General features: G+C 37.0%; 20 protein-coding genes, 1 pseudogene and 1 other annotated feature. Of the genes and pseudogenes, 15 read left to right on the forward strand and 6 right to left on the reverse strand.

Annotation, left to right across the window (positions count from 1 at the left end):
* Positions 1 to 88: 88 nt before the first annotated feature.
* The 5 genes from rpmG (at position 89) to IGI80_RS11370 (ending at position 3,577) form a co-directional block, all read left to right on the forward strand.
* On the forward strand, positions 89 to 241 hold the full coding sequence (gene rpmG / locus IGI80_RS11350; protein WP_002356408.1) for a 50S ribosomal protein L33: 153 nt from the start codon (positions 89 to 91) through the stop codon (positions 239 to 241).
* A 20-nt stretch (positions 242 to 261) separates the two neighbouring features.
* Positions 262 to 432, forward strand: a complete 171-nt coding sequence (gene secE, locus IGI80_RS11355; protein ID WP_002356409.1) for a preprotein translocase subunit SecE — start codon at positions 262 to 264, stop codon at positions 430 to 432.
* Between the two features lie 124 nt (positions 433 to 556).
* Entirely contained in the window at positions 557 to 1,102 is a 546-nt protein-coding gene (nusG, locus tag IGI80_RS11360) for a transcription termination/antitermination protein NusG (protein WP_002384070.1), read from the forward strand.
* Between the two features lie 110 nt (positions 1,103 to 1,212).
* The gene (locus IGI80_RS11365; RefSeq protein ID WP_002362316.1) at positions 1,213 to 2,100 is read left to right on the forward strand and encodes an alpha/beta hydrolase; all 888 of its coding nucleotides are present in this window, start codon (positions 1,213 to 1,215) and stop codon (positions 2,098 to 2,100) included.
* A gap of 83 nt (positions 2,101 to 2,183) precedes the next feature.
* Positions 2,184 to 3,577, forward strand: a protein-coding gene (locus IGI80_RS11370; RefSeq protein WP_251846742.1) for an IS3 family transposase whose coding sequence is annotated in 2 segments (ribosomal slippage) — positions 2,184 to 2,724 and positions 2,724 to 3,577 — 1,395 coding nt in all. Because the reading frame shifts where the segments join, the coding sequence is not laid out codon by codon here.
* 124 nt (positions 3,578 to 3,701) lie between these two features.
* Here the strand turns inward: IGI80_RS11370 and IGI80_RS11375 are convergent.
* Positions 3,702 to 4,424, reverse strand: coding sequence for a MurR/RpiR family transcriptional regulator (locus tag IGI80_RS11375; RefSeq protein WP_002362313.1), 723 nt, complete (start codon positions 4,422 to 4,424; stop codon positions 3,702 to 3,704).
* A 77-nt stretch (positions 4,425 to 4,501) separates the two neighbouring features.
* Between IGI80_RS11375 and IGI80_RS11380 the strand changes: the two are divergent.
* From IGI80_RS11380 to IGI80_RS11390, 3 genes and pseudogenes are all read left to right on the forward strand, one after another.
* Positions 4,502 to 6,129, forward strand: a pseudogene (locus IGI80_RS11380) (peptide ABC transporter substrate-binding protein).
* Between the two features lie 13 nt (positions 6,130 to 6,142).
* Entirely contained in the window at positions 6,143 to 7,246 is a 1,104-nt protein-coding gene (locus tag IGI80_RS11385) for a M42 family metallopeptidase (RefSeq protein WP_002356417.1), read from the forward strand.
* On the forward strand, positions 7,243 to 8,088 hold the full coding sequence (locus IGI80_RS11390) for a M55 family metallopeptidase (RefSeq protein ID WP_002359459.1): 846 nt from the start codon (positions 7,243 to 7,245) through the stop codon (positions 8,086 to 8,088). Before IGI80_RS11385 ends, IGI80_RS11390 begins: the two co-directional genes overlap by 4 nt.
* A 64-nt stretch (positions 8,089 to 8,152) precedes the next feature.
* Here the strand turns inward: IGI80_RS11390 and sdaAA are convergent, their stop codons facing one another.
* Both sdaAA and sdaAB read right to left on the reverse strand, forming a co-directional pair.
* Entirely contained in the window at positions 8,153 to 9,025 is an 873-nt protein-coding gene (sdaAA, locus tag IGI80_RS11395; RefSeq protein WP_002356421.1) for an L-serine ammonia-lyase, iron-sulfur-dependent, subunit alpha, read from the reverse strand.
* A gap of 22 nt (positions 9,026 to 9,047) precedes the next feature.
* Complete coding sequence (gene sdaAB, locus IGI80_RS11400; RefSeq protein WP_002414070.1) at positions 9,048 to 9,716, reverse strand: L-serine ammonia-lyase, iron-sulfur-dependent subunit beta; 669 nt, start codon at positions 9,714 to 9,716, stop codon at positions 9,048 to 9,050.
* A gap of 375 nt (positions 9,717 to 10,091) precedes the next feature.
* On the opposite strand from sdaAB, the gene lsa(A) reads away from it, so the two are divergent.
* The 5 genes from lsa(A) (at position 10,092) to rplL (ending at position 14,188) form a co-directional block, all read left to right on the forward strand.
* Complete coding sequence (lsa(A), locus tag IGI80_RS11405; RefSeq protein WP_033917831.1) at positions 10,092 to 11,588, forward strand: ABC-F type ribosomal protection protein Lsa(A); 1,497 nt, start codon at positions 10,092 to 10,094, stop codon at positions 11,586 to 11,588.
* 122 nt (positions 11,589 to 11,710) lie between these two features.
* Complete coding sequence (gene rplK, locus IGI80_RS11410; protein ID WP_002356424.1) at positions 11,711 to 12,133, forward strand: 50S ribosomal protein L11; 423 nt, start codon at positions 11,711 to 11,713, stop codon at positions 12,131 to 12,133.
* A 111-nt stretch (positions 12,134 to 12,244) separates the two neighbouring features.
* Positions 12,245 to 12,934: a 50S ribosomal protein L1 gene (gene rplA / locus IGI80_RS11415; RefSeq protein ID WP_002356425.1), complete on the forward strand. Its 690-nt coding sequence runs from the start codon at positions 12,245 to 12,247 to the stop codon at positions 12,932 to 12,934.
* Positions 12,935 to 12,996: 62 nt separating this feature from the next.
* Positions 12,997 to 13,126, forward strand: a sequence feature (ribosomal protein L10 leader region).
* A 130-nt stretch (positions 13,127 to 13,256) separates the two neighbouring features.
* Positions 13,257 to 13,757, forward strand: coding sequence for a 50S ribosomal protein L10 (rplJ, locus tag IGI80_RS11420; protein WP_002356426.1), 501 nt, complete (start codon positions 13,257 to 13,259; stop codon positions 13,755 to 13,757).
* A 62-nt stretch (positions 13,758 to 13,819) separates the two neighbouring features.
* Positions 13,820 to 14,188 (forward strand): 50S ribosomal protein L7/L12, encoded by a 369-nt coding sequence (rplL, locus tag IGI80_RS11425; RefSeq protein ID WP_002356427.1) that lies wholly within the window; start codon positions 13,820 to 13,822, stop codon positions 14,186 to 14,188.
* A gap of 90 nt (positions 14,189 to 14,278) precedes the next feature.
* Here the strand turns inward: rplL and IGI80_RS11430 are convergent, their stop codons facing one another.
* From IGI80_RS11430 to IGI80_RS11440, 3 genes are read right to left on the reverse strand one after another with little or no spacing between them, the layout of a single operon-like run.
* A complete protein-coding gene (locus IGI80_RS11430) occupies positions 14,279 to 15,424 on the reverse strand; it encodes a site-specific integrase (protein ID WP_438723525.1) in 1,146 nt (381 codons plus the stop codon).
* A 44-nt stretch (positions 15,425 to 15,468) separates the two neighbouring features.
* Complete coding sequence (locus IGI80_RS11435) at positions 15,469 to 16,218, reverse strand: ImmA/IrrE family metallo-endopeptidase (RefSeq protein ID WP_438723527.1); 750 nt, start codon at positions 16,216 to 16,218, stop codon at positions 15,469 to 15,471.
* A 14-nt stretch (positions 16,219 to 16,232) separates the two neighbouring features.
* Positions 16,233 to 16,586: a helix-turn-helix domain-containing protein gene (locus IGI80_RS11440; RefSeq protein ID WP_438723528.1), complete on the reverse strand. Its 354-nt coding sequence runs from the start codon at positions 16,584 to 16,586 to the stop codon at positions 16,233 to 16,235.
* A 271-nt stretch (positions 16,587 to 16,857) separates the two neighbouring features.
* On the opposite strand from IGI80_RS11440, the gene IGI80_RS11445 reads away from it, so the two are divergent.
* The gene (locus IGI80_RS11445) at positions 16,858 to 17,034 is read left to right on the forward strand and encodes an XRE family transcriptional regulator (protein ID WP_438723529.1); all 177 of its coding nucleotides are present in this window, start codon (positions 16,858 to 16,860) and stop codon (positions 17,032 to 17,034) included.
* A gap of 3 nt (positions 17,035 to 17,037) precedes the next feature.
* Positions 17,038 to 17,322: a hypothetical protein gene (locus IGI80_RS11450; protein ID WP_438723531.1), complete on the forward strand. Its 285-nt coding sequence runs from the start codon at positions 17,038 to 17,040 to the stop codon at positions 17,320 to 17,322.
* The last annotated feature ends 6 nt before the right edge of the window (positions 17,323 to 17,328 follow it).

The following is a 17,328-nucleotide window of genomic DNA, read 5'->3' on the forward strand; positions in this document are numbered from 1 at the left end:
ACATACAAAAGTAAATTAAACTTTGACAACTTTTTCGAATAATGGTACTGTTAAGAAGTAAATTTGTGAATAGAGGAGGTCGAAGAACATGGCAACAAAGAAAGCAGCTCTTGCTTGTTCCGTTTGTGGCTCTCGCAACTATTCTAAATCCGTTAGTGAAGGTAAACGTGGCGAACGCTTAGAAATCAATAAATTCTGTAAATATTGTAATCAATACACGTTACATAAAGAAACGAAATAGATTTAGAGGAGGGTATCAACATGAAATTTTTCCGCAGCGTTGCTGATGAGATGAAGCAAGTAACTTGGCCAACAAAAAAACAATTGCGTAAAGATACATTAGTTGTAATTGAAACATCTATTTTATTTGCAGCATTGTTCTTTATCATGGATACTGTTATCCAAACGGCATTTGGCTGGATTTTAAAATAATTAATTCTAGTATTTCCCGACGAGGGGTGCTATAATAGTATTCGAGAAAAAGCTTCGGGAAACTGAGCTTTTTTTATTTGCTCGAAAAAAATAAACTAAAACATTTAAAGGAGCCGAATCAGTAATGGAAACTTTTGAAAGAAATTGGTACGTATTGCACACCTATTCAGGCTATGAAAATAAAGTAAAAGCAAACATTGAATCACGTGCACAAAGCATGGGGATGGGCGATTATATTTTTCGTGTCGTTGTACCAGAAGAAACAGAAAAAGAAGTCAAAAATGGTAAAGAAAAAGAAATCGTTCATAAAACTTTCCCTGGTTATGTGTTAGTGGAAATGATTATGACCGATGATTCTTGGTATATTGTTCGTAACACGCCAGGCGTAACTGGTTTTGTAGGCTCACATGGTGCTGGTAGTAAACCCGCTCCTTTATTACAAGAAGAAATTAACCACATTTTACGTTCAATTGGCATGAGCACCCGTCAATCAGACTTAGAAGTAGCGCTAGGCGATACAGTGAAAATTATCGAAGGTGCCTTTTCTGGTCTTGAAGGTGTTGTGACAGAAATCGATGAAGAAAAACAAAAATTAAAAGTAAACATCGATATGTTTGGTCGTGAAACAAGTACAGAATTAGACTTTGAACAAGTCGATAACATTGATTAATAAACAAGCTGACAAACTATTGTTCAGCTGATTGATACAGATTGTAGGGTCTGGAAAAGCAGTCAACTGACTTCTTTTCCAAGCCCTTTTTTAGTTCATCGCAGAAAGGAATGAAAAAAATGAAACATGCCCAAAAATATCGTTATTTTTCTTTGCTAATGGGTCTTGTTCTATTATTAAGTGCTTGCCAAATTGGGGCAACCACGAAGAATGACAATCAAGCCGCCACAAAAGAAGCAACTGTTGAGTTAAACCGCACAACAACACCAACACTTTTTTTTCATGGTTACGCAGGAACTAAAAATTCGTTTGGCTCGTTACTGCATCGCTTGGAGAAACAAGGTGCCACAACTCAAGAATTAGTGCTACTCGTTAAACCTGATGGGACCGTGGTTAAAGAGCGAGGAGCTTTAAGTGGCAAAGCGACGAATCCCAGTGTTCAAGTTCTATTTGAAGATAATAAAAACAATGAATGGAATCAAACAGAATGGATAAAAAACACATTACTCTATTTACAAAAAAATTATCAAGTGAACAAAGCCAATATTGTCGGGCACTCTATGGGTGGTGTTAGTGGTTTACGTTATTTAGGAACCTATGGGCAAGACACATCGTTACCTAAAATTGAAAAATTCGTCAGCATTGGAGCACCTTTCAATGATTTTATTGATACGAGTCAACAGCAAACCATCGAAACGGAACTAGAGAACGGCCCCACAGAAAAAAGTAGCCGCTATTTGGATTATCAAGAGATGATTAATGTTGTTCCAGAAAAACTGCCCATTTTATTAATTGGTGGTCAATTAAGTCCAACAGATTTAAGTGATGGAACGGTACCGTTATCTAGTGCCTTAGCAGTCAACGCCTTGCTAAGACAGCGAGGAACTCAAGTCACTAGCCAGATTATTAAAGGAGAAAATGCACAACATAGTCAATTACATGAAAATCCTGAAGTAGATCAATTGCTAATCGAATTTCTATGGCCGAGTAAAAAATAGCAAAAAGGCACATGTTCCATAAAAAATGTGTAGTGCGCCCCCAAAGTTAGACCAAAAAATCTAACTTTGGAGGCGTATTTAAATTGGCAAAATACGATTATGCATTCAAGAAAAAAGTAGTAGAAGCTTACCAAAATGGCGCAGGAGGTTATCGAATACTAGCGAATCAATTTGATATTGCTTCACTTTCGACTGTTCGTAAATGGGTTAAAACAGTCGAGAAATTTGGATTTAACGCACTTCATCGAAGAGTAAATTACCAACATTACTCTTCCAAATTCAAGCGGGATGTCATACACTATTATTTAACGAGTGGTGACTCTTATCTGACTGTCGCATTGAAATATGGTCTGCCAAACGATACCTTAGTCTTGGCTTGGCACCAGAAATTTCTAGAAACAGGCATAGAAGGGCTTTCACCAAAACAGAAAGGAAGACCTTCTATGTCAAAGAAAAAGAAACCCGTTCAGGTGAAAAAAACACGAACACGTGAACAAGAATTAGAACATGAAAATGAACTATTGCGAGCGGAACTAGCCTTCATAAAAAAGCTCCGCGCTTTAGGAATGAATATCCCGGAACGACTCAAGAACGAGATGCCCGAATCATCCACGAACTCCGAAAAAAATTCCGATTAACAATCTTACTGGAAGCAACCAAATTTCCTAAAGCGACGTATATGTATTGGCAAAAGCGATTTGAGCGAAAAAATCCCAATCAAAAATTAGAAGCCCTGATTAAGAAAATTTTTGACGAAAACAAAGGAAACTATGGCTATCGCCGTATTCAATTAGCTTTAAAAGAACAAGGATTGAACGTAAACCAGAAAAAAATTCGTCGTCTTATGCGTAAACTTGGCCTAAAAGGGACAAAATTTATTCGTAAATCAAGAAAATATAATTCCTACAAAGGAACCGTTGGCTATGGCGAAAAAAACCGTCTACATCGTCGTTTCTACACTTCAGTACCCCATCAAAAGCTAACAACAGATACCTCTGAATTTAAGTATTATGAACGTGATCAAAGTGGAAAGATTCAAATAAAAAAACTCTATTTAGATCCTTTTCTTGATTTATTTAATGGTGAAATCTTGTCTTACCGTATTTCTAAACAGCCGAATGCCAAAGCAATTCTTGAGGCACAAAAAGAAGCCATTGATAAAACGCAAGATTGTCCATATCGGCGCACTTTTCATTCTGACCAAGGTTGGGGGTACCAAATGAAGCAGTACAAAAAGCAATTAACCAGTCACCAGATCTTTCAAAGTATGTCTCGAAAAGGCAATTGTTTTGATAATTCTCCTATGGAGAATTTCTTTGGTTTACTAAAACAAGAAACCTACCATGGCATTATTTATTCTAGTTTCGAAGAACTAGAACAAGCAATTGAGGAATGGATTGATTATTATAATCATCAACGAATAAAGACAAAACTAGGGTGCAGTCCCGTTCAATTCCGTAAACGGTTCGTCGCATAAAAATACCGACCAGATTTCTCCAGTCGGTATTCGGTCTAACTTTCGGGTCTCACTACAATGGAACATGTGCCTTTTTCTATACTTTGGCTAGCGAAATAGCTTTTTTCAGCTATAATAAATAAAATTATTTATTTTTAGGAGATATTGGAATGTAATCCTCATGATTTAAATAAGCACAAATCAAGGCTTCAAAGGTGATTAATGTTTGGCCAAAAAACATTTGTGGCTGAGCGACACTTGTTGAAAACGGGCTGTAAGAGTCAGTTGAAAAAACGAGATCTGCCAGTCGACCAAGAGTTGAATTTTTGGCGCCAACAAAAGAAATGATAGGATGTTTTTTCTCTTTCGCAAGCAGAGCTGTTTCTTTTAAGTATTTTTCTTCACCAGAATGTGAAAGGATGATAAAAAGAAAATTCTGATTATTTTGACTATTTATCGAATGAGTATAGGCTGTTGTGATGCTGGGGATGCCATGAAAATTGAAAACTTCACTAATGTAAGCCGCCAAATGTCGTGAAAAGTCATGACCTAAAATAACAAATAAATGACTCTTGTGTTTGGCAAGCAGTCGACAAAACTCGTTGGTTGTTTCAAATGAAGGTGCTGTTTCAAAAGGGATTGGCTGAGAAAAATGGGCTTCTTTTAATTTGTAAATAAGTTCATTATAACCTGATAAATTTAATTTTTTGGCTAAACGAATGATGGAACTAGGCGAAGAAAAGCAGTGTTTTGCAACTTCCCGAATACTCAAATCGGCCGCATTCGTACTTTGTTGATCCAAATAATACAAAATCTGACTTTCTGTTTTCGTTAAATGATACGTTTCTTTTAAGTAATCTAAGTTCATGAGCAAACCTCCTTTATCAGATTATAAATAATTTTGTGGGAAAAAGGTATCAAAAAATAAAAAAATGAGGTGTTTTTATGAAAAGGGCAACAAAGCAAAGGCTGTCTTTGGCAGCAATCATGGTTCTACTTCTCTCGGGCTGTGGAAGTGTTGGTAAAGAAACCAAAAAGCAAGAACAACAGGTATTACGGGTCGGGATTGATTCGGAATTATCAACGGCAGACGTGTCGTTGGCAATGGATAATACCGCAGCAGATGTAATGAGTCAAGTAGGAGAGGGCCTTTTCTCCTTTGACGAAAAAGGAGAAGCTAAACCAGCATTGGCAACTGAAAAAGTACAGCCCTCCAATGATGGTTTAAGCTATACTTTTACGATTCGAAAAGATGCAAAATGGAGTAACGGCGAGCCAATCACAGCCAATGATTTTGAATACTCTTGGAAGCGCACAGTGGACCCAAAAACAGCTTCCCCGCAAGCGTATTACTTTGAAGGGTTAAAAAATTATCGTGCTATTGTTGACGGTAGCAAATCTAAAGAAGAGTTAGGGGTAACAGCCATTGATGACCATACCTTGGAAGTAGAGCTAAGCTATCCTATGAGTTATTTTCAACAATTATTGGCGGTACCAGCTTTTTATCCTTTAAATGAAGCATTTGTCGAAAAAACGGGCAAAAACTATGGTACATCAGCTGAGTCAACACTTTACAATGGCGCCTTCACATTAGAAGGTTGGGATGGCACGAATAATACTTGGTCCTATGTGAAGAATAAAAATTATTGGGATCAAGCGAATGTTTCGCTAGATAAGGTGGATGTCCAAGTAGTTAAAGAAGTCAATACTGGGAAAAATCTTTTCGAAGGGAAAGAATTAGATGTTGTAAAAATTTCTGGAGAAATTGTTACACAAGAACAAGGCAATGCAGCTTTGAAAATTCGTGAAATTCCTGGAACGTATTATATACAATTAAATACGCAAAAAGATCTTTTGGCAAATAAGAATGCACGTCGAGCGATAGCATTATCATTGAATTCTGAACGTTTAGCTAAAAATGTTTTAAATGATGGCTCAAAAAAAGCACTTGGCTTCGTGCCAACAGGTTTCACTAATCAAGAAACGCAAAAAGATTTTGCAGAGGAATTAGGAGATTTAAATCCTAGTGAACCAGAAAAAGCGAAAGAGTTATGGCAAACGGCTAAAAAAGAATTAGGAATTGAAAAAGCGGAGCTAACCATTTTAAGTTCGGATACAGAAAATGCAAAAAAATCAGTGAGTATGTTCAAGGAGCTTTAGCAGATAATTTAGAAAATTTAACAGTCAATGTTTCGCCAGTTCCTTTTAATAATCGTTTAGAAAAAAGTCGCAGCGGAGATTTCGACATTGTGGTTGGTGGCTGGACACCAGTATATGCTGATCCAATCGATTTCTTAAACTTACTGCAATCAAAAAATTCCAATAATTTTGGTAAATGGTCTAATAAGACCTTTGATCAGTTGCTTCAAGAAGCAAACGTAACTTATGCAAACAAATATGAAGAACGTTGGAAAACATTACAAAAAGCGGATCAATTGGTTGCGGAAGAAGCACCCCTAGTTCCTCTTTATCAATTAACAGAAGCACGCTTAGTGGACGATTCTGTCCAAAATTTAGTCTATGGTCCATTAGGTTCAGGCTATTACAAATCAGTCTCTATCAGTGATAAGTAAAGGTTGGGAAAAAATGAAAAAAAGTCAAGCTGTTCAATTAATTCAGGAACTTTCAAATGCTAATGGTGTTTCAGGCTTTGAAACAGAAGTCGTTAGAATCCTTCAACATGCAACTGCGGATTTTACTATTCAACGGCTAGATGCCATTAAAAATTTATATCTTGAGAAGAAAAATAATCTAAGTGAAGGTCCAGTTGTGCTTTTTGATGCTCATAGTGACGAAGTTGGTTTTATGATTCAAGCAATTAAAGAAAACGGCTTGTTGCGTTTTCTTCCGTTAGGTGGCTGGGTCCCTAATACGATTTCTGCACAAAAAGTTCGGATTCGTAACCGGGAAGGCACCTATCTGCCAGGCGTAGTTACTAGTCGGCCCCCTCATTTTATGACACCAGAGGAACGTCAGCGGCCATTAACCATTGCTGATTTGACAATCGATATTGGCGCTACCTCAAAAGAAGAAGTAATTGAAACGTACAAAATCGATCTTGGTGCACCGGTCATTCCAGATGTGACGTGCTGTTACAACGAACAGACAGATCTTTTTTTAGGAAAAGCTTTTGATTGTCGCATTGGCTGTGCTTGCTTAGTGGACGTCATGGAGGAGTTGAAAGAAGAGACACTTCCATTCAAGTTAGTTGCGACAGTAACTGCACAAGAAGAAGTTGGCGAAAGAGGAGCACTTATTGCCGCAAAACAAGTCAATCCTGATTTAGCTATTGTTTTCGAAGGCTGCCCGGCTGATGATACGGCAGAAACGCCAGAGATGATTCAATCAGCAATGGGAAAAGGACCGATGTTACGTTATTTTGATGTTTCTATGATTACGAATCCGGAATTTCAAGAGTATGCACTAGAGATTGCTAAAATACACAAAATTCCTGTTCAAGTTTCTGTTCGAAGTGGTGGTGGAACCAATGGCATGGCGATTACACAAGTTCAAGGAGCCCCGACGATTGTTGTAGGAATTCCTGTCCGTTACGCTCACACACCCCATTGCTATGTAGATTTTCAAGATTACCAAGCGGCGAAAGAATTAGTCATTCAATTAATCAAAAATTTAGATGCTGACAAAATTCAAGCACTGGTTCAGCCATTGTCAAAGGAGTGGAACAAATGAAGATTTATGTGTCATGCGATATTGAAGGATTAGCAGGTATTGCGACATTTGATATGGAAAAAGAAGACACCGTTTTATTCCGAGAATTATATCACCAACATGTGGCTTGGTTGATTGAAGGGATTCAACAGAGTGCCAAAAATGAACAAATTACAGAAATTACTATTGCCGATTCGCATAGCCGTGGATTGAATTTAGCTTATGCGCGCTTGGCAGAAATGGATGAACGAATTTCCTTAGTGAGCGGCTTTCCTCGCATGGATTATATGATGAGTGGCTTGGATAGTAGCTATGATGTAGTCTTTTTCTTAGGTTATCATGCCGGTATTGGTAAACAAAAAGGGAATATGGATCATGGGTATAGCGCTAGTGTTGCTTATGATTTAAAAATAAACGACTTAGCGATGAATGAAACGACAATTAATGCAGCTTACGCTAGCGAATTAGGTGTCCCTGTTGGTTTAATTATCGGTGAATCAGGCTTAGAGGAACAACTTTTTCAAGAAAAAATGATGCCCGAAGTTCCCTTTGTTTCCACCAAAGAATCTCTGGGACGTTATGCAATCAAAAATAGACCCATGCAACAAGTTCGGGAAGCTATCGTAGCGACTACAAGTCAGGTGTTAACTTCCTTTGCGTTGTCTGAATTACCCCGATATGCCTTGCAAACACCAGCAACTGTAAAATTGCAATGTGTGACGACAGCACAAGCAGATCGTATTGAAATGTTACCAATGATTAAACGCGTTGATGGTAGAACTGTTTCATTTGTGGGTGAAACGATGAAAGATGTCATGAATGGAATTGTCGCTGTGGTTGGTTTAGGCGGAACAAGTTATTAAAGAAGAAGCTTACGGAAAAAACGAATGGACGTTTTTTTCTGTAAGCTTCTTGCTATAGTTATTTCTATTTTTGTTTCTCTAGAATTTCTTTGCTTAAACGTTGTGCAGTTGGTGTCACCGCAAGACCGCCTTCAGCTGTTTCCTTGAAAATTTGTGGCATTTGGCGACCCACTTGGTACATTGCGTGGATGACTTCGTCTGGTGGAATGACACTTCGAATCCCCGCTAAAGCCATATCAGCTGAGATGAAGGCTTGAGAAGAACCTAATGCATTTCGCTTCACGCAAGGAACTTCAACAAGTCCCGCAACAGGATCACAAATGAGGCCCATCATATTTTTTATCGTAATGGCTACAGCTTGAGCAGATTGATCAGGCGTACCGCCAGAAGCCGCAACTAAAGCGGCACTTGCCATTGCACTAGCAGAACCGACTTCAGCTTGACAACCACCTTCGGCACCACTGATTGAGGCATTATTGGCAATCACTAAGCCAAAAGCCCCAGCGGTAAATAGAAAATCCAATTGTTGCTGATGCGTTAACTTTAAGCGGTCAATAACTGCCAACAAGACGCCAGAAACTACTCCGGCACTGCCTGCGGTTGGTGTAGCACAAATCAAGCCCATTTTTGCATTAACTTCATTAACAGCAATCGCATTTCGCACGGCTTGTAAAATGGTCTCACCGCTTAAAAAGTTGCCTGAATGTATGTAATCATTTAAGCGGGTTGCATCGCCACCAGTTAGCCCTGTTACTGAGGTAACACCAGCGATTCCTTCAGCGACGGATTGTTTCATAACGGCTAGATTTTTTTCCATTGTTTCAATAATTCGTTCACGAGAATACCCGCCATGAGCCATTTCTGTTGCAATCATTAATTCGCTCACAGAAGGGTAATCTTTCGCTTGAGCTACCAAATCTTTAATTGAATAAAACATCGTATTACTCCTTTACGTTCATTTAGTCAAAATAGTTAACGCTATATATATGAGGGATTTCAGCTAATTGCATGACAATGTCACCGACTTCGGCTTGATCAACTTCAATAATCATAATCGCTTTTTCCCCTTTAGATTCTCGGGTAACGGTCATTGTACTAATATTGATATCGCTAGCTGAAAGGATGTTGGTCACCTTAGCAATCATGCCAGGAACATCTTGATGAACAACGATAAATGTTGGCGTGCCCATACTTAAAGACAATTTGAAGCCATTTAATTCAGAAATTTGAATGTTTCCACCACCAATTGAAATTCCTGTCACAGATAGTTTTCGGTCGCCAGAAGAAACCACAATTTTAACGGAATTAGGGTGGTCTGCTTTTTCACTTTTAGGAATAAAACAAACTTCCATTCCTTGTTCATAAGCAATTTCCAAAGAATTGGCTAGTTGCTCATCATCTGGTTCCATACCTAAAAGGCCGCCAACTAAGGCGATATCTGTTCCGTGACCACGATAAGTTTTAGCAAAAGACTCATATAAATAAATGTCAACGCTATCAGGTTGCTGTCCAAAAATACTGCGAACCACTTTTCCAATTCTTGCCGCTCCAGCTGTATGAGAACTGCTTGGACCAATCATAACGGGTCCGATAATATCAAAAACACTATTAAAGCGTAACTCTTCCATTTCAGCACCTTCTTCATTAGAATATGTTTTCATTGGAAGTCTAACACAAAAAATGGCGGGGAACTAGGCAATCGCTTGTGTTTTAGCGAATAATTTAAATTTTTATCAGAATGAAAGCAAGGGGCCTTCGTTGACAAATCAGTGAAGAGATGCTAAATTCTAGATAATAAAAGACGAAAAGAGGGATTCGTGCGTTGAAAATTTAAGTTAATTTTTTAGAGAAACTGTATAACTTTGCCTGATTATAACGGGTGGAGTGTGCGGATTTTCGGAAATTAGCTTAAAGAATTCAGCCACGGGTCTTTTTGTATACCTTGGATTGATGCCGCTGATTTCCGTAAAGCTGCATCAATTTTGCTTTATGGAGGTATATTTATGTCGAAAATTGAACTAAAACAACTATCTTTTGCCTATGATAATCAAGAAGTATTGCTTTTTGATCAGGCAAATATCACGATGGATACCAATTGGAAATTAGGATTGATTGGCCGCAATGGCCGTGGGAAAACAACCTTATTAAGATTGTTACAAAAGCAGTTGGATTACCAAGGAGAGATTCTTCATCAAGTCGATTTCGTCTATTTTCCACAAACAGTTGCAGAAGAACAACAGCTCACTTATTATGTCTTACAAGAGGTGACTTCTTTTGAACAGTGGGAATTAGAACGAGAATTAACGCTTTTAAACGTTGATCCTGAAGTTTTATGGCGGCCCTTTTCTTCTTTATCAGGCGGCGAAAAGACGAAAGTTTTATTAGGTCTTCTTTTTATTGAAGAAAATGCCTTTCCTTTAATTGACGAGCCAACAAATCACTTAGATCTAGCTGGCAGACAACAAGTGGCTGAATATTTGAAGAAAAAGAAACACGGGTTTATTTTAGTCAGCCACGATCGGGCATTTGTTGATGAAGTGGTTGATCATATTTTGGCGATTGAAAAAAGTCAATTGACGCTGTATCAAGGGAATTTTTCTATTTATGAAGAGCAAAAAAAATTAAGAGATGCTTTTGAACTAGCAGAAAATGAAAAAATCAAAAAAGAAGTCAATCGCTTGAAAGAAACCGCTCGTAAAAAAGCGGAATGGTCGATGAACCGTGAAGGTGATAAGTACGGCAACGCTAAGGAAAAAGGGAGCGGGGCGATTTTTGATACAGGAGCCATTGGTGCCCGGGCAGCGCGCGTAATGAAGCGCTCGAAACACATTCAACAACGCGCCGAAACACAATTAGCAGAAAAAGAAAAACTATTAAAAGATCTTGAGTATATTGATCCTTTGTCAATGGATTATCAGCCAACGCATCACAAAACATTATTGACGGTGGAAGAGCTTCGTCTAGGCTACGAGAAAAATTGGCTATTTGCGCCAATTTCTTTTTCAATAAACGCGGGAGAAATTGTTGGAATAACAGGAAAAAATGGCTCAGGAAAATCGAGCTTGATTCAGTATTTGTTGGGGGATTTTTCTGGAGATTCAGAAGGCGAAGCCACTTTGGCTCACCAATTAACCATTTCTTATGTGCGCCAAGATTATGAAGACAATCAAGGAACTTTATCCGAATTTGCAGAGAAAAATCAGTTAGATTACACCCAATTTTTAAATAACTTACGAAAACTTGGGATGGAGCGTGCCGTTTTCACTAATCGAATTGAACAAATGAGTATGGGGCAACGGAAAAAAGTCGAAGTAGCCAAATCATTGTCTCAATCAGCAGAGCTTTATATTTGGGATGAACCCCTTAATTACTTGGATGTGTTTAATCATCAACAATTAGAAGCGCTAATCTTATCTGTGAAGCCTGCAATGCTAGTGATTGAGCATGATGCGCATTTCATGAAGAAAATAACGGATAAAAAAATTGTCTTGAAATCATAAAAACATCTTGAAAAAGTAAAGGGAATCCTGTATAGTAATAGGGTATGTTTTAAATGTACGTTGAGTGGGAGGGGAAATCTCAACCCCATTAACCACGCACGAGAACTTAAGGAGGTATTTTCGTGGCTAAAAAAGTAGAAAAAATCGTTAAATTACAAATTCCTGCGGGGAAAGCAACACCAGCTCCACCAGTAGGTCCAGCGTTAGGTCAAGCAGGTATCAACATCATGGGATTCACTAAAGAATTCAATGCTCGTACAGCTGACCAAGCAGGCTTGATTATTCCAGTAGTAATCTCTGTATATGAAGATCGTTCATTTACATTCATTACTAAAACACCACCTGCTGCAGTCTTATTGAAAAAAGCTGCAAAAATCGAAAAAGGTTCAGGTGAACCAAACAAAACTAAAGTTGCAACAGTTTCAAGCGATCAAGTGAAAGAAATCGCTGAACTTAAAATGGCAGACCTAAACGCCGCTGACGTTGAAGCAGCAATGCGCATGGTTGCAGGAACTGCACGAAGCATGGGTATCATCGTAGAATAATTTTTATTCCACACTTACTCAAAGAAGTAGCTTCTCAGTTCGTTTCATATTTAAAGATATGAAAGACGTGGGAGGTACAACCGTTATAACCACAATCAAGGAGGAAACAAAATGGCTAAAAAGAGCAAAAAAATGCAAGAAGCATTGAAAAAAGTTGATGCTACAAAAGCTTACTCAGTTGAAGAAGCAGTAGCTTTAGCAAAAGATACAAACATCGCGAAATTTGACGCAACAGTTGAAGTTGCTTACAAATTGAACGTTGACCCTAAAAAAGCAGACCAACAAATCCGTGGAGCAGTTGTGCTTCCAAACGGAACTGGTAAAACACAAACTGTTTTAGTATTCGCTAAAGGCGAAAAAGCTAAAGAAGCTGAAGCTGCTGGTGCAGATTTCGTAGGCGACGACGACATGGTTGCAAAAATCCAAGGTGGATGGTTCGACTTTGACGTAGTTGTTGCGACTCCTGACATGATGGCTACAGTTGGTAAATTAGGCCGTGTCTTAGGACCAAAAGGTTTAATGCCAAACCCTAAAACTGGTACTGTAACAATGGACGTTACAAAAGCTGTTGAAGAAGTTAAAGCTGGTAAAGTAACTTACCGCGTTGACAAAGCTGGTAACATCCACGTACCAATCGGTAAAGTTTCATTTGATAACGAAAAATTGGTTGAAAACTTCAACACAATTAACGACGTATTATTGAAAGCTAAACCATCAACTGCTAAAGGTCAATACATCAAAAACATTTCAGTAACAACAACATTTGGACCTGGAATCCACGTTGACCAAGCTTCTTTCTAATTTGAAAGAAAATAATTAAAAAATTCTTGACTCACTCACTTACCCTATGGTAAAGTGAGTGAGGTTAATAATTAACTGTACCGAAGACAGTAGGTGACGCAAGTCTTAATTTCCTACCGAGGACAATTGTTGAGTTATATACAATTCGGTCCCTCTATGTCTACGGTGGCATGGAGTTTTGTTGTTTTACACGACTTTTTGAAAAAAAGCCGATGTAAAACAATACTTGGCGAACGAAGTGAGCGAAGTTTCATTTGATTCTTCTACTTTACATAACGTAAACCAAGTCCAACTCCACCATCAAAATCAGGAGGTGAAATAAATGAGTGAAGCAGCAATCGCTAAAAAAGAAACCCTAGTTCAAGCAGCCGCTGAGAAATTTGAATCAGCAGCATCAGTTGTAATCGTGGACTACCGTGGTTTAACAGTTGAAGAAGTCACTAACTTACGTAAACAATTACGTGATGCAGGCGTAGAAATGAAAGTCATCAAAAACTCAATCCTTTCTCGTGCAGCTAAAAAAGTTGGTTTAGACGGCTTAGACGAAGTCTTTACAGGCCCAACTGCTGTCGCATTCAGCAACGACGATGTAGTAGCACCAGCTAAAATCATCGACGAATTTGCTAAAGATGCAAAAGCATTAGAAATCAAAGGTGGCGTCATCGAAGGAAAAGTTTCTTCAGTGGAACAAATTACTGCGTTGGCAAAACTACCAAACCGCGAAGGTTTACTATCTATGCTATTATCTGTATTACAAGCGCCAGTCCGCAACGTGGCTTACGCTGTCAAAGCAGTGGCAGAGAAAAACGAAGAAGTTGCTTAATTGCAGTCTAATTCAAACAAATAAAAAACAAACAATTTTAATTTAAATGGAGGAAATTCAAAATGGCATTAAACATTGAAAACATCGTTGCTGAGTTAGAAACAGCAACTATCTTAGAACTAAGCGAATTAGTTAAAGCTATCGAAGAAAAATTTGACGTATCAGCAGCAGCTCCTGTAGCAGTAGCTGGACCAGCAGCAGGTGGAGCAGCAGAAGAACAAACTGAATTCACTGTTGAATTAACAGCAGCTGGCGATCAAAAAGTTAAAGTTATCAAAGCAGTTCGTGAAGCAACTGGCTTAGGCTTGAAAGAAGCTAAAGCTGTAGTTGATGGCGCTCCTGCACCAGTTAAAGAAGCTGTTTCTAAAGAAGAAGCAGAAGCTTTAAAAGCTGCTTTAGAAGAAGTTGGCGCTTCAGTAACAGTAAAATAATTATATCAATTTTTAATAGGCTAAAAACCTTGATGTTAAAGGTTTTTAGTCTTTTTTTTATTTTGTTGACCATACTATTGACCATACTTTTTAGAAATTTAAATAGGCTGCAAACTTATCGGCAGACCTTTCTTTTTGTTTTTTAGTTACATGCGTGTAAATATTCATTGTTGTGTGAATATCTGAATGACCTAGTCTTTCCTGCACTTCTTTAACAGACAAACCCGCTTCAAATAATAAACTGCAATGTGTATGTCGAAATCCGTGTATTGTAATATCATTAAAATCATATTCTTTACATATCCGAGACAGAATGGTATTTGGTCGGGTTATATCAATGTAGTTATTGTTTTTAGAAGAAAAAATAATTTGGCCTTTTGTTTTAACCGGTTGACCATGGACAAGTAAATATCGTTTTTGCCGAGTTTGCCAAGACCTTAAAACATTAAGTGTTTCATCATCTAATGAAATTTTCCTGATAGATGTATCTGTTTTAGGTAGCGTAGGGACTAATTTATTATATGAATTTCTTACGACTGTTTTATTAATCTCAATCGTTTTATTATAAAAATCCACATCGTCCCAAGTTAAAGCTAAAGCTTCTCCTTTTCGCATTCCAGTAAATGCTAGAATCCTGAATAAAGGATAAGTTATAGGGAATTTGTCTTTTTGACAGCACTCAAGAAAATTTTGTAATTCTTCTTTTTCAAAGTACTTTATTTTATCTTTTTTACGTTTACGATCACCTTTTGAAAAAGTCACTTCTTTCATGGGATTATCTTTAATAAGCTTCATCTTTTTGGCATAATCAAAAACTGCAGATGTATAGCATTTTAAAGCTTTGTAAGTAGAATATTGCTCTTTCCATTTGTTGATAGTTTCTTGACAGTAAGCTATGTTATACCCTTGGATTTTTTTATTTCCAAAATAAACTGAAATATTCTTATCAAATAAAAAATTAACACGTAAATAGGTGCTTTCTCTTACCGTTGGTTTGTATTGTTCCATCCACATATCTTTTACCTGCGTAAAAGTATAACTAGCCTCTTTCAATAACTCTTTATCTGTAGCTAGAACTTCTAGCCTAGCAAGGGCAATTTTTGCCTCTTTCTGCGTGCGAAATCCTCTCTTAGTTGTATACTTCTTTTTTCCAGTTAATGGATCAATCCCAAGGTACGTCTTAAAATACCATGCTTTTTCACCATTTTTCTTTTGATACTGTCTTATCATTGCCATAGGTTATTACCTCCTTGTTGTATATTAAAGAACTTATGTTCGTTTTAGGTGAAAATTTTTTTGGGAATACGCAGTAACAACTTCATTTTCTTAACAGCACATGTTCCATAAACTTCTTCTCTATACGGTAGTAAATATTGATAAAAGGCAATGCTTGGATTAAGTCCAATCGTGTAGATAAGAAAATTTTTTATACGATTATGCAGTGCAGATCGACTAATATTATGGATAACCATAATTCGATCAAAAGAATAATCATTATAGAAGTAATCAACAAGTTTTTCATCATTTAAATACAGTATAGAAGCGATTACATTTGCTTCATTTTCAAAAGGTATAATTTCCTTCGGGTAATGGCTGTCGACATTTATTGAGTAAAATAATTTTAGGTAATCGCTTTTAATACAATGAAAATAAATATGAACTAATTCATGTAGTAAAGTAAACTTTATTCTTTGCTTTTTACGATATTTTCTAAGAAAAATTTTATATTTTTCACCATTAGTAACAGTAAAACCCGATACTTTTTCTGTAAAAGTAGAATGAACGCCATAAATTTCTTTATTTATAAATCGGTAATTAGGAACAAAAATTTCACTTTTATTGTCAAAATATACAATTTCTATATTAAACTTATTAATGAAAAAATATATGATATCAGTATACGAAATTTCAGATATAGGTTTTTCATACCATTCAGAAATTTCCGATAAAAGAGAAGTAGCATTTTCTTCATATTGCTCATACTCATCAGCTTCTACTTCTCTATACTCAAAAGTTTGTCGATTGTACATAGACAACCCTCTCTCTATTTTTCTTTATCTCGTTCAAACAATTCCCTTGCAACAGACATTAATTTATCTAGAGATTCGTTGAATTCCTGTTTTTCTTTTTCATCCATATCTGCTGTGTTTTTGCGGAACATGACTACGAGTTTATCTTCTTCGGGTTCAAGTTCTATTTTTTTTGAGTCATCTCTACCCAAAAGATAATCCGTTGTAACATGGAAATAGTCAGCTACTTCTTGTAACTTATCGGCATTTGGCGCACTCTTCTTCCAAGTGTAAAAAATATTTTCTCCATAACCGAGCTCCAATGCCACCTGTTTTAAGTTCTTTCCTCTTTTTTTCGAAAGCTCTTTAAGGCGATCAAATAAGGTCATACAAAGCCCTCCTAATAGGCTTAGAGAAAAAATACTGAAAACAGTTAAAAAATATTTGACAAAAGTACTATTAACAGTTATTATTATCTCGTAAGCAAGAATATTTACAAAATAAATTACCAAACAAGACCCATTGAAAACCGCTCCCCAGCAAGAATCAATGTGTTAAATAGGTTTATTTTGCATGTCTATATTGTACTGTAAACAATACTTTTTTGTCAATCAAATTTGTAAATATTCTTGCTAATTTTATAAAAAGGAGGGAAATCTAATGGAAACAGCTCTTAAAAAAGAAGTTCGTATTGCTTTGGCTATTAAAGGTAAGACTCAGTCATGGCTAGCCCAACATTTAGAAATTAACGAAGCGCAACTATCCAGAATTTTGAATGGTAGAGACGAACCAAAAAAGCAAATCGACAAGATTCGAAAATTTTTAGAGGAGGTGTAACTTGTGCAATTAAACATTCCAGATGAAGTTGTCCAAAACGAATTAGCAAGTAATATTGTTTTTATTGTATTAAAAGAAGTCGAGAAACGATCGAAGTTGCTGACTAAAACTGTAGAATTGCCACCTTATCCAAACAAATCTCAGGTAAGGAAGATTCTAGAAATCGGTGATGAGAAATTAAGTAGCTGGATTTCAAGAGGCTTAAAAGTGCAACAGTGGAGCGGTCAAGATATTCGTATTGAACGGTCTGAGTTGCAACGATTTTTAAAAGAAAATTTTGAGATTTAAAGGAGG

Origin of the sequence: Enterococcus sp. DIV1420a (genome assembly GCF_051712165.1) — a bacterium.
Taxonomy (GTDB): Bacteria; Bacillota; Bacilli; order Lactobacillales; family Enterococcaceae; genus Enterococcus; species Enterococcus faecalis.